Genomic DNA, 15138 nt, shown 5'->3' with positions numbered 1-15138 from the left:
TCCACGCTGACACGCGCCCGCCCAATATCGATTCCAGGGGCACGCACCGGCGCTTGACAGGTGCTGCATGGATTACCCGGGAACCTTGATGGCCAGGAACACGGGCCCATTAGGTCTCTGCACCAACACCGGAACCGTCTTGCCTCGCGCCAGCCCCCGAATCACCCGCGTGAACTCATCGGTATCGCGGATACGCACATAGTTCAGCATCATGATCACATCCCCAGGCCGGATCCCGGCGCTCCGGGCCGGACCGTCGTCGACCTTGCTGACCAAGACGCCGTAGCCCTTGTCATCCAGGGCCTGACGCTGGTCCGGCGTAAGCGCCACCACGGACAGGCCCAGCTCCGCAGCGGGCACGGATGCGTCTTGCGCAGCGGGCGCGACGGCCCGCGCCTGATCCGGCAACTTGCCGATCTTGACCCGCAGCACCAGCGGCTTGCCGTTGCGGATGACCTTGATCGGCACGGTCGCACCTACCTTGGTACGTCCGACCATCGGTGGTAACCCAGCCGATTCCACCACGTCCTTGCCGTCATAGGCCACGATGATATCACCTGCCTCAATGCCGGCCTCGGCGCCTGGGCCACCGGGCAAGACCTTGGCCACCAGCGCGCCCATCGGTTTTGACATGCCGAAGGACTCCGCCAATTCCTGGTTGACGTTCTGGATCAGCACACCCAGCCACCCGCGGGTGACATGCCCACTGGTCTTGAGCTGCTCGGCCACGTCCATAGCCACGTCGATGGGTACCGCGAAGGACAGCCCCATAAAGCCGCCGCTGGCGCTGTAGATCTGCGCGTTGACACCCACCACCTGCCCCCTCATGTTGAACAGCGGGCCACCGGAGTTGCCGGGATTGATGGCGACGTCGGTCTGAATGAACGGGATGTAGTTCTCCTGCGGCAGGCTACGCCCCTTGGCGCTGACAATGCCGGCGGTGACGGAATAATCGAAGCCGAACGGGGAGCCGATCGCCAGTACCCATTCGCCTACCTTCAGGCCGCTGGAGCGTCCCATCCGGGCCACCGGCAGGTGGTCGGCGGCAATCTTGAGCAACGCGATGTCGCTGCGCTTGTCGCCGCCGATGACCCGCGCCGTCAGTTCCCGGTGGTCGATCAAGCGCACCAGGACCGTTTCGGCACCCTCCACGACATGGTAATTGGTCAAGATATAACCATCCGGTGAAATGATGAACCCGGAGCCGAGGGAATGGATTTCCTGGTCCGGGGGAGACGCGCCGTCGCCGAAGAATTTGTGCGGCAGGTCCCCGAACGGCTGCCCATCCGGCGCTTCGGGATTTCCCATGCCTTGTGGCAGTTCGCGACCGGACGGGTCAGCCTTCTGGGTGGTGCTGATATTGACCACCGCGGAACGGGTCTCCCGGACCAAGGCGGTAAAATCCGACAACCCGGCATGGGCCGGAAAGGCGACCGCGAGCAGCACCCAAACAACGCCCGAGTACAAGCCGGCGGCGGTGGCACGCGTCATGTCAGCTCCTCATAGGAAAGCGGTGGAGAGAGGATACTCGAAAGACAGGGAATCTGGAAAACATTCCAGCACCCCGCGCTACCGTCGCGGGCAAAAACAGCTCCCACGACACCCGCAGTGATTCCGCCTCAACGCTCGTCCGCGCGAGCCGCGCCCGTGGGCGCGGTGGGTCCAGGCCGGGGAGCAGCGCGACAAGTGCGCCGGGAGGCAAGTGCGTGGGGTGTCGAAACCGCGGGGTACGGGGTCGTCAAGCGGGCCTGATGCGCCCCGCCGGTGAAATCTTCAACCGCAACCCTGCGGCAGGAGCGCCACTACTGCGGCGCCGGTCGTGCCACTGGGGCCGCGTGGCCCGGTACCGGTCGGAGTTATCGCACTGCGCGCCGATGAGAGCAGCGCCTCGAGCGGTTCACTCGTTCGGGTCATAGCGTAATGCCTGCCCAATGGCCGAGACCGTGGCTTCGGGCACTTCGCCCACCACCGTCACTTGATAGGCCCCCACCCGCCGGCCGTAGGCGTTGACAGCGCCCATGCGCGAAGCACCATGCAGCAATACCTTGACCCCATCCGCCTTCTCGACGTATACCGACACCGATGCCAGCCCGTCCGAGAACACCAAGTGCTCCACCGGATTACTGCTGCCGGGTAGGATGCGCCGGCTGTACATGGTCTGCACGAATCCAGGGGGCGCGCTGCTTACCACCCAGTGGCTGGTACCGGGGATACCCACGGTATCGTCGCCCTCTTGACGGTGGAAGGTATAGCCCTTGTCATGGTCGATATCGGGTACCAGGGCCCGAGGATCCGCGTGCTGCAGCACTTTCAGGGACGTGAACTGAATCTGCTCCACTTGGCGCCCCGCGCGATCCAGGATCACCGATTCCAGGGGCAGCCCGGTGGTCTCGTCCATGTAGAGGCGGTAGCCGTACCGATAACGGTCCTTGGGAATGATGGCCACTGCCTGGGCCATGCGCCCGGTGACGCGATAACGGGGCAGCATCCGGAATTCGTAATAACGATCCCGTTGATTGGCCCCAGTCGGTACCGCGGCGGGAAACGGCAAGTGGGGTCGGCGCTTCTCCACTACGATCGACTTACTGTCCGGCAGAATGCAGGTGACTTCCTGGTCGTCGCGGATGATCTCCCGAGCCGGACCCGTCAGGGCCATCACGCGCTCCCGCTCTCCGCCATCCGCCTCCACCACGTGCACGATGCGCATCGTCTCCAGATGCCCGTCACGGAGATATACGAAGGTTCCTTCGAAATTGAGGGTCTGGAGCGCGTGGGACATGCGATCCACCCACCCCTGCGGGGTGGACGGCAATGCGTCCGTCGCGGGTGCTCCAGCCACCGCGCTGGGGACGGACCCGAACAGGAATACGACAAAGATCAGCGCCGGAGCACTGCGGGAGTGACACGTCATCTTGGGTCCGCGGACTGCCCCGGTTCGTAGCCCACGATCCGAACGTAGGAGAGCATCCCATGCATCCCAGCTCCAGTCGCGTACTCGCTATGGTTCACAAGGTAGGCGCTCAGCTCAGTTTGGGCGGCAGGGGCGCCGGTGTCGGTGGGCCCGGCTGTATAGCCCGCGGGTATGACGCTGGCCACCGGTTCGGCCGCCGGCACCAGGAGAGACTGCAGCCCCATATTCTGGAAACCGAGCACCGCCACGGCCGCAACTCCCGCCGCCATCGCCAATCCCGCCAGCGGCCGGACCAGCAGTGCCGGGATGCGTCGCCGGGCCCTGGGGAGAACCGTCTCGCGCTCCACGGCCGCACGGACCCGCGCGGCGAACTTCGGATCAATCAGTCGCGGCAAACCCCCGCGCAGCCCTTCGCGAATCACGTGGTAACGCTCCCACTGGGACTGGAGACCGCTGTCACCGGTAAGGCGGCGCAGCAGGAAACGGGCCGGCTCCGATTCGAGTTCGCCATCTACCAACGCCGAAAGCTGTTCGTGAACGTCATTGCTCATGGTAGTCCCCTCCAGCCAGCACGGGAATCTGATCCTCAGTCGAGCAGCGGTCGTAGTTTACGGTCTATCGCCTCCCGGGCTCGGAAGATCCGCGAGCGGACCGTTCCCACCGGGCACTCCATCGTCAGGGCAATTTCCTCATAGCTCATACCTTCGAGTTCGCGCAAGGTAATGGCGGTACGCAGATCATCGGGCAGTTCTTCGATGGCCTTGAATACCGTCTCCTCGATTTCATCTTTGAGCAGCAGGTGCTCCGGGGTCGCGTACTCTTTGAGACCCGATTGCCCGTCATACTGCTCCGCCTCCTGGGCGTCGACGTCCTCGTCCGGCGGCCGCCGTCCCTGGGCCACCAAGTGGTTCTTCGCCGTGTTGATGGCGATCCGGTACAGCCATGTATAGAAGGCGCTGTCACCACGGAAATTCGGCAACGCCCGGTACGCCTTCAGAAACGCATCCTGCGCCACGTCCAGCGACTCGTGGGGATCGCGAATATAACGGGACACCAGTTTGACGATCTTGTGTTGGTACTTCCGCACCAACGCGTCAAATGCCCGGTTGTCACCCTGCTGCGCCCGTTCGACCAGCTCCTGGTCAGCGCGATGCTCGCCCATTCGGGCCATCCCCTGCACTACGCGGCGATGTCCCTTCGCCAACTGTGGTAGACCACTCCCTTGCCATTTAGTTCGCCCCCAAAGGCGATTCGCGGTATATTTCGCCCGCCGGGGGACCCCGGCGCAACATCCAGTCCAGCTTGGCAAATTCCCGTATTATGGCAGACATCGTGCCGGATGACACCTCCATCCTGACGGGACCATGATGAGCACCCTGAAGGATTATGACGTCCTCGTCATCGGAAGCGGCGCCGCCGGTCTGAGCTTGGCCCTGCGCCTGGCGCCTCATGCCCGGGTCGCGGTCCTTTCCAAAGGCGAACTGCAAGCCGGTGCCACCACCTACGCCCAGGGCGGAATCTCGGCGGTGCTCGACGAGACCGACTCCGTCGATGCCCATGTCGCCGATACCCTGGCCGCCGGGGCCGGCCTGTGTGACGAGCGTATCGTGCGCTTTGCCGTGGAACGTGGCCCGGCGTGCATCCGCTGGTTGGTGGATCTCGGGGCCCCATTCACCCGCGAGACACGCAGCGACGGCACCGAGGCGTTTCATCTCACCCGCGAGGGCGGTCATGGGCACCGCCGGGTAATCCACGCCGCGGATGCCAGTGGTAACGCGATCGAGACCACCCTGCTGCAACACGTGCGCTCCTGTCCTACGGTCACACTCCTGCCGCGGCATATCGGCGTGGATCTGGTGACCGGACGCAAATTAGGCCTGAGTCACGACCGCTGCCTGGGTGCCTATGTGCTGGATCGGGATCAGGGTCAGGTACAGGTCATCACCGCACGTTTCGTGGTATTGGCCACCGGGGGCGCCAGCCGGGTCTACCTCTATACCAGCAATCCCGACGGGGCCACGGGGGACGGCATGGCCATGGCATGGCGCGCGGGGTGCCGGGTGGCCAATCTCGAATTCATCCAATTCCACCCCACTTGTCTCTATCATCCCAGGGCCAAGTCCTTTCTGGTCAGCGAGGCGGTACGCGGGGAAGGCGGGCGACTGGTGTTGCCGGACGGCACCCGCTTCATGGACCAGTTCGATCCACGTCGCGAACTCGCGCCCCGGGATATCGTGGCCCGAGCGATTGACCATGAAATGAAACGACTCGGGATCGAATCGGTTTACCTGGACATCAGCCACCGCCCTGCCGAATTCATCCGTAGCCACTTCCCGACCATCTATGCGCGCTGCCTGGAGTTCGGATACGACCTGACGCGCGGACCAGTGCCCGTGGTGCCAGCCGCCCATTACACGGGGGGCGGGGTCATGACCGACGAGCGCGGGCGCACCGACATCGAGGGTTTGTACGCCATCGGCGAAGTCGCTTGCACCGGGCTGCACGGCGCCAACCGCATGGCCAGCAACTCGCTGCTGGAATGCCTGGTCTTCGCGGAATCCGCCAGTCAGGACATAGTCACCGCCCTGCCTGGAACGCCTCATCCGCCACCGCTTCCCGAATGGGACGAGAGCCGGGTCAGCGATTCCGACGAACTGGTGGTGGTATCCCACAACTGGGAGGAACTGCGAAGGTTCATGTGGGACTACGTCGGTATCGTCCGCACCACCAAACGATTGGAGCGCGCGCGAAGACGTGTCGAGTTGCTGCGGCGCGAGATCAGCGAATATTATGGAAATTTCCGTGTCACCCACGATCTTTTGGAACTGCGCAATCTCGCTCTGGTGGCGGACCTCATCATCCGCTCCGCCATGTCCCGGACCGAGAGCCGCGGACTGCACTATACCCTGGACTACCCCCACACCGACAACAGCGCTCCGCCGCACAACACGGTGCTGATCCCTGAGGATAGCCCGGTAGCGGCCGCTGCTGATGGCCGGCAGTGATCCGCGCCGCGGTAACGCAATCGGCGCCCGCGTAGCATCGGATCACTCCTGCCGACATGCCGTCCGTTGAAGTACGCAGGCTAGGAACCGTTCCCTTCCATCTCCAGGCGCGCCCGCAGCCGCCGGAAGGTCTCCGCGTCCAGACTGTCAGGCAGCAAGATCACGCTCAAACGCCGGCGCGCCAGCCACCCGCCAGCGCCCGTGGCGAAGCGCAGAATCACCAACCGTGGGTAGACCACACTGTCCGCCGCCAGCGACGCATCGACCGGGCCCCGCGGCGTGACCACCGTCCAGCCACCGGCCTCGTCCCAGACCAGTTTCACCACGGCGTGGGCGCTGACGCGCAGAACATGGGTGCGGAAAAACAGCACGAAATTCCCAATCACCGCACCGGAGACCGCCAGCACCGCCCACCATGGAAGCGCAAGCGCGGCCAGCACTGCGAGGGCACCCCCGTGCAGAATCAGGCCGGTATGGGCGAGGCGGCGCGAGGGCCGCGGATCAAGCTGCAGCGGTGCGGCGAATTTCGGCGATGACATGGGCGAGCTCCGGCTCCCGGGGCTCACCGCGCCCCAGCAGCCATTCGAGAAGAACCGGATCAGGATAACGCAGCAAGCGCTGGAAGGCACCCTGCATCGGCGCGGGCTGCGCCTGATAGCCGTGCTCCAGGAACCCAAGCAACAACAGGTCCAGTTCCCGCATTCCCCGCCGGCACGACCAGCGCAGCCGGGCGGACTCAGTGGCATACAAATGGGCGGTCATGAAATAGGCCCTCTGCTCAGGGTCACGGGCGCTGCAGCGTGGGCTATGCGCCGTGTCTCGCGCCGCGGCCGCGGTGGTGCGTCGGACCGGCTTCTAGATCGATCGCTTGACCATCTGCTCCCGGATCTGTCCGATGGCCCGGCTCGGATTGAGACCCTTGGGGCAGAACTCCACACAGTTCATTATGGTACGACACCGGAACAACCGATACGGCCCTTCCAGATCGTCGAGCCGCTCCTGAGTGGCCTGATCCCGGCTATCGGCGATGAACCGGTAGGCCTGCAGCAGCGCCGCCGGCCCGAGAAACTTGTCCGGGTTCCACCAGAAAGATGGGCAGGCCGTGGTGCAGCAGCCACAGAGGATGCACTCATACAATCCATCCAACTGCGCCCGGTCCTCCGGCGACTGAAGCCGCTCCACCTCCGGTTCCGGATCCTTGTTGATCAGATACGGTTTTACCGACCGGTACTGGCGGTAGAACTGGCTGAGGTCCACCACCAGGTCGCGGATCACCGGCAGGCCCGGCAGCGGACGAACCACCACCGGCTCCCGAAGATCGGCCAGCGGCGTGACGCAGGCCAGCCCGTTGCGTCCGTTGATATTCATGGCATCCGAACCGCATACACCTTCGCCGCACGACCGGCGAAAGCTCAAGGCCTCGTCGCCGGCCTTGAGCCGCAGCAGCGCGTCCAACAGCATCGTCCCGGGTTCGATGCCGTCGAGCGTGTAATCCTGCATCCGCGGCGCGCGGCCCGACTCGGGGTCGTAGCGATAGATGGAAAATTTCATACGGTGCAACCCCACACTGAGCAATCCCGCTGTGCCACCGCGGGTGCGCAGCGCCGCAACCCGCACGGCGCGCGCTCCTCCAACGGACCCTTCAGTAGACCCTTTCCTTGGGCGGAAACGCCTCCACCGTGATCGGCTTCAGCCGTACCGGTTTGTAATCCAGGCGCCGCCCGTCCCGATAGTAGAGACTGTGGCGCAGCCAGTGCACGTCGTCACGATCCGGATAATCGATCCGGGTGTGGGCCCCGCGGCTCTCCCGGCGTGCGAGCGCCGAGGTCACCGTGGCCAGCGCGACCTCCGCCAAGTTCTCCAGTTCCAGGGCCTCGACCCGGGCGGTATTGAACACGCGACTGCGGTCGCGCAGCGGAACACGCTGCAAACGCTCCACGATCCCCAGGACCTTCGTCACCCCTTCCTGCAGTACCTCATCGGTGCGGAATACACCGCAATAATCCTCCATGGTCTGCTGCAACTCCGTGCGCAGCGCGTCCACCGAATCGTCCCCACCGCTGCGCCGGTCCCAGCGCGCGAGCCGTTCCAGCGCCGGTTCCACGTCGGCCAGGTCCAGGGGCCGGTGATAACGGTTTTCCTTCAAATATTCGGTGATGTGGTTTCCGGCGGAGCGCCCGAACACCAGGATATCCAGTAACGAGTTGCCGCCCAGGCGGTTGGCTCCGTGCACCGAGACACAAGCGCATTCACCTGCGGCGTACAGGCCCGGCATCGGCTCCTCCGCACCCTCCCGCTCGGGCACCACCACCTGACCGTAGCGGTTGGAAGGGATCCCGCCCATGGTGTAATGAGCAGTGGGATAAACGGGCACCGGGGTGTCGATGGGATCGATACCCAGGAAGGTCATGATGGTGTCGCGGATCCCCGGCAGCCGGGCCTTGATCACTTCCGCTCCGAGGTGATCGAGGCGCAGCAACACGTAGCTCCTGCGCGGACCGCAGCCGCGTCCTTCGCGCACTTCGGTTGCGATCGCCCGGCTGACCACGTCGCGGCTCGCCAAGTCCTTGGCGTGGGGCGCATAGCGCTCCATGAAACGCTCGCCGTCGCCATTGACCAGATAGCCGCCCTCGCCGCGCGCGCCCTCGGTGATCAGCATGCCCTTGTCCGCGATCCCAGTGGGGTGAAACTGGAAGAACTCCATGTCCTGGAGCGGAAGACCCGCCCGCAACGCCATCCCCATCCCGTCCCCGGTGTTGATCAGGGCGTTGGTCGAGGTGCGGTAGAGCTGTCCGGCGCCGCCGGTGGCCAGCAGGGTAGCCTTGGCCTCGATGACCAGCGGCGCGCCGGTCTCGATCTCCATCACCACCGCACCGAGGACGTATCCGTCGTGGTCCAGAATCAGATCCAGGGCAAAGAACTCGTCGAAAAAATGGGTGCGCGCCGCGATATTCTGCTGATAGAGGGAATGCAGGATCGCATGTCCGGTGCGGTCCGCCGCCGCGCAGGTGCGCGCCGCCTGCGCGCCGCCATAGTCCAGGCTCTGGCCGCCGAATCGCCGCTGGTAGATACGCCCGTCATCGAGCCGCGAAAACGGCACGCCGATGTGCTCCAATTCGTACACAACCCGGGGCGCGGCGCGGCACATATACTCCACGGCATCCTGGTCACTCAGATAGTCGCTGCCCTTGACGGTATCGAACATATGGAAATGCCAGTTGTCCGGCAGGACGTTGGCCAACGCCGCGTTCACGCCCCCCTGGGCAGCCACCGTATGGGACCGGGTCGGGAATACCTTGGACACGACCGCGACCGAGGCGTCGGCTCGCGCAAGTTGTAACGCGGCACGCAGCCCTGCGCCGCCGGCACCGATAATCAGGGTATCGAACTTGCGCCGCGCGACGCTCATGGGATGCGCGCCGCCGTCACCAGCACCACCAGTGCCCAATAGCCCATGGCCAGCAGCGACAAGCCGAGCAGAAACAACAAGCCAAGCCGCAGCCCGGCAGGCCGGACATAGTCGATGAGAACGTCGCGGACCCCCACCCAGGCGTGTATCAGCAGGGCCGCAAAGAATACCGCCCACGCACCGTTAACCGGCGGACTGCCCACCCAAGCGCGCCACTCCTGCGCGGAGCCCGGCGGAACGATCAGCAACCGTCCCAGGATAAACAGCAGGAACAGCGCCAGGTAGACCGCGCTCAGCCGTTGCAGCACCCAGCCGCGCAGACCATGCACCCGGCCGCTCACCAGAGCCCACCCATGCGGCCCAGGTACCCGAGCAGCGCGGCGACGGCGGCCCCGTTCACCAGCCACGCACTGGCGCGCGCCACTGGTCGAGTGACGCCGATATCCAGGTCGAGCAGCAGGAACCGGATCCCGGACAACAGGTGGTGCGTGAAGGCCCAGGCCAGCACCAAACCAAACAGGCGCATGACCGGACCGGACAACCATTGCGCGACGCGATCGAACCCTGCCGCCCCCGACAGGGACCGTTCCAGCAGGTAGATCGCAAGCGGGATTCCGAGGAACAGGAGCACACCGGAGACCCGGTGGAGAAACGACACTACCGCAGGCACTGGGAAGCGGATGCGCAGCAGGTCCAGGGCCACCGGCCGGGTGTTACGGCTCATCATTCCGTGTCGTGGTCCTTCGTAAACAACGCCGCAATGGCGTCACCCGTGCGCATCGCGGAGGCACTGTCATCGTCGGCGCGCGCGCCGTTCCCAGTACCCCTAACTTAAGCCCAGGGACGGGACTCTGTCCAGGGATCAGGGCCCGGAATCCCCACCGAGGGCCCCTTTCGGAGCTGGGGCCTGGGCGCTACACTGGTCCGCCCGCTGCACGACTCTCCGAGGATATGGCCTTATGAATCCAGCCTGGAAACACTTCCTGCAGGATGCCGGCGCGGAATTCGACGCGGACCAAGTGGCCAGCTTCGGTAACCCCGACCTGGAGCGGCGTGTCGTCACCGCCGGCAATGTCTTCTGTGAACGGTCCCACCATGGACTGATCGCGGTGCGCGGCGACGATGCCATGGCCTTTCTGCAGGGTCAGTTCGGCAACGACGTCAAACAGGTCACCGCGACCCGCGCCCAACTCTCCAGCTACTGCAATCCGAAGGGCCGGATGCTGGCCACCTTCCGGCTGTTCCTGCGCGACGGCGTCTACTATCTGAATCTGCCGCGGGCGCTGGTGGATCCCATCGTGCAGCGCCTGCGCATGTTCGTGCTCCGGGCCAAGGTAACCGTGGAGGACGCTAGCGACACCCTGATCCGGATCGGGGTCTCCGGTCCCCAATCCGATGCACAGATCAAGGACATCCTCGGGGACCTTCCGCAGGAGGTGGACGCGGCGCTGGAGGCGGGAAAACGGACCGTGGTCCGGATCCCGGGGCCCCATCCACGCTTCGAGATCTACGGTGAACTGGAACCCATGCAGAAGCTGTGGCAGGGCCTGAACGTCCACAGCGCACCAGTGGGCGCTGGACCCTGGGCACTGCTGGATATCCTCGCGGGGATCCCGGTGATAAACCCCGAGACCTCTGGGCTATTCGTACCGCAGATGGCGAACCTGCAACTGATCGGGGCAGTCAACTTCCAGAAGGGGTGCTACCCCGGCCAGGAAGTGGTGGCGCGCATGCAATACCTGGGCAAGCTCAAGCGCCGCATGTATCGGGCCCATGTGGAAGCCGACCGGGTACCACGGCCCGGCGACCCGTTGCACGCCCCCGATGCGGGGGCCGGACAAGACATCGGGCAGGTGGTCAATGCCGAGGCTGGGGCCGATGGTGGTTACGAACTGCTCGCCGTGATCCAAATCGCCAACGCGAACACGGGTGGCGTGCGCCTGTGGGACGAAACCGGCCCGCCACTCAGGCTCTGCGCTCTCCCCTACCCGGTGCCCGCTGGCGCGAACCCGCGCTAAGCCCTGCGCCCTTCATAGCGACGCGCCGGACATGTCTGCGGCACGGTGACGGCGCCTCGGTGGCCCCAAAATGAACGCCGACAAAAACCGGGCGATCCAAGGGGCCTGCCCGGTGCTTCAAGTTCTCCGCCGCCAGCCGATAAGGTAAGGGAATAGCAACCGGCTCACCGTGAGGGTACCCCCTTGTCTGCCCAGGCACAGTTCCTCAGCGATCTCCTCCAGGAACTCGACCAAGGGCGTTTCGAATTGCCCACCCTGCCGGAAGTGGCCCTGAAGGTCCGCGACGCGGTGTCGAGCGGGACATGCACCGCAAAACAGACGGCCTCGATGATCGCCACCGACGCCGCGCTCTCGGCCCGGCTGATCCAGGTGGTCAACTCCCCCCTCTACCGCGCCTCCAAGCCCATCGACAACCTCCCGATGGCCGTATCCCGGCTCGGCAATTCCATGGTGCGCAACCTGGTCACCAGCCTGGTGATGAAACAGATGTTCCAGGCCACCACCGATTTCCTGGATCGGCGCCTGCGCGCCCTGTGGGAACACAACGTGCAGGTGGCGGCCATCAGTCGCATGCTGGCCACCCAGTTCACGCGCCTGCCGCCGGACCAGGCGATGCTCGCGGGGCTGCTCCACGACGTCGGCGCCCTGCCAATCCTGAAGCGCGCCGAGGACAGTCCGCAACTGCTGGGGGACATGATCACCCTGGACCGCTTGATCGACGAACACCACCCACGGATCGGGGAAAAAATCCTAGCCGCATGGGAATTCCCGCCGGCCCTGGTTGCGGTGGCGGCACATCACGAGGACCTGAAACGGGATCCCGGCACAGAGCCGGACTTGGTAGACGTGGTGATCGTCGCCAACCTGCAGTCCTATTTCGGCACCAATCACCGGCATAGCCAAGTCGATTGGTCGCAGATTCCCGCGTTCCGGCGCCTCGGGATCAGCACCGACGTCAGCGTGGTGGAAGTCGAGGCGCACGAGGAGCAGATCCAGGCCGTGCAGCGCATGTTCGACATCTGAACGCCCCGGCGCCCGTCATTCGGGGCGCAGGTGGGGAAACAACAGCACGTCGCGGATCGACGGCACGTCGGCGAGCAGCATCACCAGACGGTCCACGCCGATCCCCTCCCCGGCGGTCGGCGGCAGGCCATATTCCAAGGCGCGGATGTAGTCCGCATCATAGTGCATGGCCTCCTCATCGCCCGCGGCCTTTTCCTCCACCTGGAGGCGAAAGCGCTCCGCCTGATCCTCCGGGTCGTTCAACTCGGAGAACCCGTTGGCGATCTCCCGGCCGCCGATCATGAGTTCGAAGCGGTCCGTCACCGACGGATCCATGTCGTTGCGCCGCGCCAGGGGAGAGACCTCGGTCGGATAGGCGGTAATAAACGTCGGATCCAGGAGGTTCGCCTCCACGGTCTTGTCGAAGATCTCGATCTGCAGCCGGCCGGTGCCGTAGCGCGCGTCCACGGGGATCGACAAACGCTCGCACACCCCACGCAGGGACTGCAGATCGTCGAGCTGCGCCGCGGAAATATCCGGGTTGTAGCGCAGAACCGCCTCGCGCACAGTCATCCGCGCGAACGGCCGCCCGAAGTTGCAGTCCCGGCCCTGGTAGCACAACGTCGTGCCCCCCAGCAGTTCCTCGGACATGCTGCGCAACAGCTCTTCCGTGAGATCCATCAGGTCCCCATAGTTCGCGTAGGCCTGATAGAACTCCAGCATCGTGAACTCCGGGTTGTGGCGCGTGGAAACCCCCTCGTTGCGGAAGTTGCGGTTCAGCTCGTAGACCCGCTCCAACCCGCCCACCACCAGGCGCTTGAGATAGAGTTCCGGCGCCACCCGCAGGTAGAGGTCCATGTCCAGCACGTTGTGGTGGGTGATGAACGGCTTGGCAGTGGCGCCCCCGGGGATCGCCTGCATCATCGGGGTCTCGACCTCGACGAAGCCCCGATCTTCCAGGAAACGGCGCAGGAAACGCACGACGGCGCTGCGCAGTTGGAACACGCGCCGGCTGGACTCGTTCATCATCAGGTCCACGTAACGCTGGCGATAGCGGACCTCCTGGTCCGTAAGCCCATGGAACTTCTCCGGCAGCGGACGCAGGCCCTTCACCAGCAACCGCAGCTGTTCAGCGCGGACCGTAAGCTCATCAGTCTTGGTCTTGAACAGCACGCCCTCGACGCCGACGATGTCCCCCACGTCCCAACCCTTGAACGCCGCGTAGACCCCCTCCGGCAGGGTGTCGCGCTCCAGAAAGAGCTGGATGCGCCCGCTCATGTCCTGGATCTGGGCGAAGCTCGCCTTGCCCATGACCCGCTTGGCCATCATGCGCCCGGCGACCCGCACCCGCCTCGGCGCCGCATCCAGCGCGCCGCCATTGAGCCCGTCGCAGTCCGCATGCAGCGCTTGCGCCAGCGCATCGCGATGGAAGTCGTTGGGGAATGGGTTGCCGGCGGCGCGCAGAGCGGCGAGCTTGGCGCGGCGTTCGGCGATCAGGCGGTTGTCTTCGGTATCGTTCATGGACCTGGCTGCTGGTAGAAGGGTGGCGATGAATGCCCGCGGACTCGCGGCGCCGCTTTGTGGCGCCGCGTGCGGGGTCCGCGGCCGGCGCAGGGGGCCATTATGCGCAAACCCATGGCGCGGGTCACGGGCCCGGGCCGCGCGCCGCCGTTCCCGAAACCGGCGCCCGGTCTCACACCCCGGCCTTCAGGCTCGCTTCGATGAACGCGTCCAGGTCCCCATCCAGCACCGCCTGGGGATTGCCGGTCTCCACGCCGGTGCGCAGATCCTTGATGCGCGACTGGTCAAGCACATAGGACCGAATCTGGCTGCCCCAACCGATATCCGACTTGGTGTCCTCCACCGCCTGCTGCTCGCTGCGCCGCCGCTGCATCTCCCGTTCATAGAGCTTGGCCTTGAGCTGTTTCATGGCGGTGGCCTTGTTCTTGTGCTGGGAGCGGTCGTTCTGGCACTGGACCACGATCCCGCTGGGATTGTGCGTGATGCGCACCGCGGATTCGGTGCGGTTGACGTGCTGGCCGCCAGCGCCGCTGGCCCGGTAGACGTCTATGCGCAGGTCCGCCGGGTTGATCTCGACTTCAACTTCCTCATCCACCTCCGGGGATACGAACACCGCCGCGAAAGAGGTATGACGGCGGTTGCCGGCATCGAACGGCGACTTGCGCACCAGGCGATGCACCCCGGTTTCGGTGCGCAGCCACCCATAGGCGTACGGGCCTTCCACCTTGATGGTGGCGCTCTTGATGCCGGCCACTTCCGCCGGAGACACCTCAATCAACTCGGCGCGGAAACCGCGCCGCTCCGCCCAACGCAGATACATCCGCAGCAGCATCTCCGCCCAGTCCTGGGCCTCGGTCCCACCGGAACCGGATTGGACATCCAGGAACGCGTGCTTCTCGTCCATCTCGCCCGAGAACATGCGTTGAAATTCCAACGCCGCGACCCGTTCCTCGGCGCGATCCAGGTCCCGGACCACCTCCGCGACCGTGGCCTCATCCTGCTCCTCGGCAGCCAGATCCAGCAGCTCCCGGGCCTCATCCAGGGCCGGGGTCAGCTCCCCCAGGACCCGCACCTGCGCCTCCAGCTGGGCCCGCTCCCGGCCCAGGGACTGGGCGCGTTCCGGCTTCTGCCAGATCAGCGGGTCCTCCAATTCGCGCGCGACCTCCGTCAGGCGTTCCTGCTTCGCCTCGTAGTCAAAGATACCCCCTCAAGGACTGGAGGCGCCCTTGCATGTCTTCGATCCGATGGTAGACGGCGTTGAGTTCCAGCATG

The 15138-nt window shown here is 65.1% G+C and carries 15 protein-coding genes; 3 read left to right on the top strand and 12 right to left on the bottom strand.

The window, feature by feature from the left end; genetic code table 11:
* Positions 1 to 72 precede the first annotated feature (72 nt).
* The 4 genes from B7Z66_06665 to B7Z66_06650 form a co-directional block, all read right to left on the bottom strand.
* Positions 73 to 1491 carry a serine peptidase gene (locus B7Z66_06665; protein OYV76913.1) on the bottom strand — a complete coding sequence of 473 codons (1419 nt, stop codon included), beginning with the start codon at positions 1489 to 1491 and terminating at the stop codon, positions 73 to 75.
* A gap of 406 nt (positions 1492 to 1897) precedes the next feature.
* Positions 1898 to 2911, bottom strand: coding sequence for a hypothetical protein (locus tag B7Z66_06660; protein OYV76912.1), 1014 nt, complete (start codon positions 2909 to 2911; stop codon positions 1898 to 1900).
* A complete protein-coding gene (locus B7Z66_06655) occupies positions 2908 to 3462 on the bottom strand; it encodes a hypothetical protein (GenBank protein ID OYV76911.1) in 555 nt (184 codons plus the stop codon). The genes B7Z66_06660 and B7Z66_06655 overlap by 4 nt, the downstream gene beginning before the upstream one ends.
* 35 nt (positions 3463 to 3497) lie before the next feature.
* Positions 3498 to 4073: an RNA polymerase sigma factor RpoE gene (locus B7Z66_06650; GenBank protein ID OYV76910.1), complete on the bottom strand. Its 576-nt coding sequence runs from the start codon at positions 4071 to 4073 to the stop codon at positions 3498 to 3500.
* A gap of 205 nt (positions 4074 to 4278) precedes the next feature.
* On the opposite strand from B7Z66_06650, the gene B7Z66_06645 reads away from it, so the two are divergent.
* Entirely contained in the window at positions 4279 to 5916 is a 1638-nt protein-coding gene (locus tag B7Z66_06645; protein ID OYV76952.1) for an L-aspartate oxidase, read from the top strand.
* Positions 5917 to 5996: 80 nt separating this feature from the next.
* Here B7Z66_06645 and B7Z66_06640 read toward each other — a convergent pair whose 3' ends face one another.
* From B7Z66_06640 to B7Z66_06615, 6 genes are all read right to left on the bottom strand, one after another.
* A complete protein-coding gene (locus B7Z66_06640) occupies positions 5997 to 6455 on the bottom strand; it encodes a hypothetical protein (GenBank protein OYV76909.1) in 459 nt (152 codons plus the stop codon).
* On the bottom strand, positions 6418 to 6678 hold the full coding sequence (locus B7Z66_06635) for a hypothetical protein (GenBank protein OYV76908.1): 261 nt from the start codon (positions 6676 to 6678) through the stop codon (positions 6418 to 6420). Before B7Z66_06635 ends, B7Z66_06640 begins: the two co-directional genes overlap by 38 nt.
* A gap of 93 nt (positions 6679 to 6771) precedes the next feature.
* Positions 6772 to 7467 carry a succinate dehydrogenase iron-sulfur subunit gene (sdhB, locus tag B7Z66_06630; GenBank protein ID OYV76951.1) on the bottom strand — a complete coding sequence of 232 codons (696 nt, stop codon included), beginning with the start codon at positions 7465 to 7467 and terminating at the stop codon, positions 6772 to 6774.
* 91 nt (positions 7468 to 7558) lie between these two features.
* Complete coding sequence (locus B7Z66_06625; protein OYV76907.1) at positions 7559 to 9325, bottom strand: succinate dehydrogenase flavoprotein subunit; 1767 nt, start codon at positions 9323 to 9325, stop codon at positions 7559 to 7561.
* Positions 9322 to 9666: a succinate dehydrogenase, hydrophobic membrane anchor protein gene (locus B7Z66_06620; GenBank protein ID OYV76906.1), complete on the bottom strand. Its 345-nt coding sequence runs from the start codon at positions 9664 to 9666 to the stop codon at positions 9322 to 9324. The genes B7Z66_06625 and B7Z66_06620 overlap by 4 nt, the downstream gene beginning before the upstream one ends.
* A complete protein-coding gene (locus B7Z66_06615; protein ID OYV76950.1) occupies positions 9663 to 10049 on the bottom strand; it encodes a succinate dehydrogenase, cytochrome b556 subunit in 387 nt (128 codons plus the stop codon). The genes B7Z66_06620 and B7Z66_06615 overlap by 4 nt, the downstream gene beginning before the upstream one ends.
* Before the next feature lie 235 nt (positions 10050 to 10284).
* Here B7Z66_06615 and B7Z66_06610 point away from each other — a divergent pair, with 235 nt between their 5' ends.
* Together B7Z66_06610 and B7Z66_06605 are read left to right on the top strand one after the other, a co-directional pair.
* A complete protein-coding gene (locus B7Z66_06610; protein OYV76905.1) occupies positions 10285 to 11343 on the top strand; it encodes a glycine cleavage system protein T in 1059 nt (352 codons plus the stop codon).
* A gap of 183 nt (positions 11344 to 11526) precedes the next feature.
* On the top strand, positions 11527 to 12366 hold the full coding sequence (locus B7Z66_06605) for a histidine kinase (GenBank protein ID OYV76904.1): 840 nt from the start codon (positions 11527 to 11529) through the stop codon (positions 12364 to 12366).
* A 15-nt stretch (positions 12367 to 12381) separates the two neighbouring features.
* On the opposite strand, the gene B7Z66_06600 is transcribed toward B7Z66_06605, so the two are convergent.
* Both B7Z66_06600 and B7Z66_06595 read right to left on the bottom strand, forming a co-directional pair.
* The gene (locus B7Z66_06600) at positions 12382 to 13866 is read right to left on the bottom strand and encodes a lysine--tRNA ligase (GenBank protein ID OYV76903.1); all 1485 of its coding nucleotides are present in this window, start codon (positions 13864 to 13866) and stop codon (positions 12382 to 12384) included.
* A gap of 172 nt (positions 13867 to 14038) precedes the next feature.
* A complete protein-coding gene (locus B7Z66_06595; GenBank protein ID OYV76902.1) occupies positions 14039 to 15067 on the bottom strand; it encodes a peptide chain release factor 2 in 1029 nt (342 codons plus the stop codon).
* Positions 15068 to 15138: the final 71 nt, after the last annotated feature.

This window comes from Chromatiales bacterium 21-64-14, from assembly GCA_002255365.1.
Taxonomy (GTDB): Bacteria; Pseudomonadota; Gammaproteobacteria; order 21-64-14; family 21-64-14; genus 21-64-14.
This window is presented reverse-complemented; position numbering and strand designations above follow the sequence as displayed.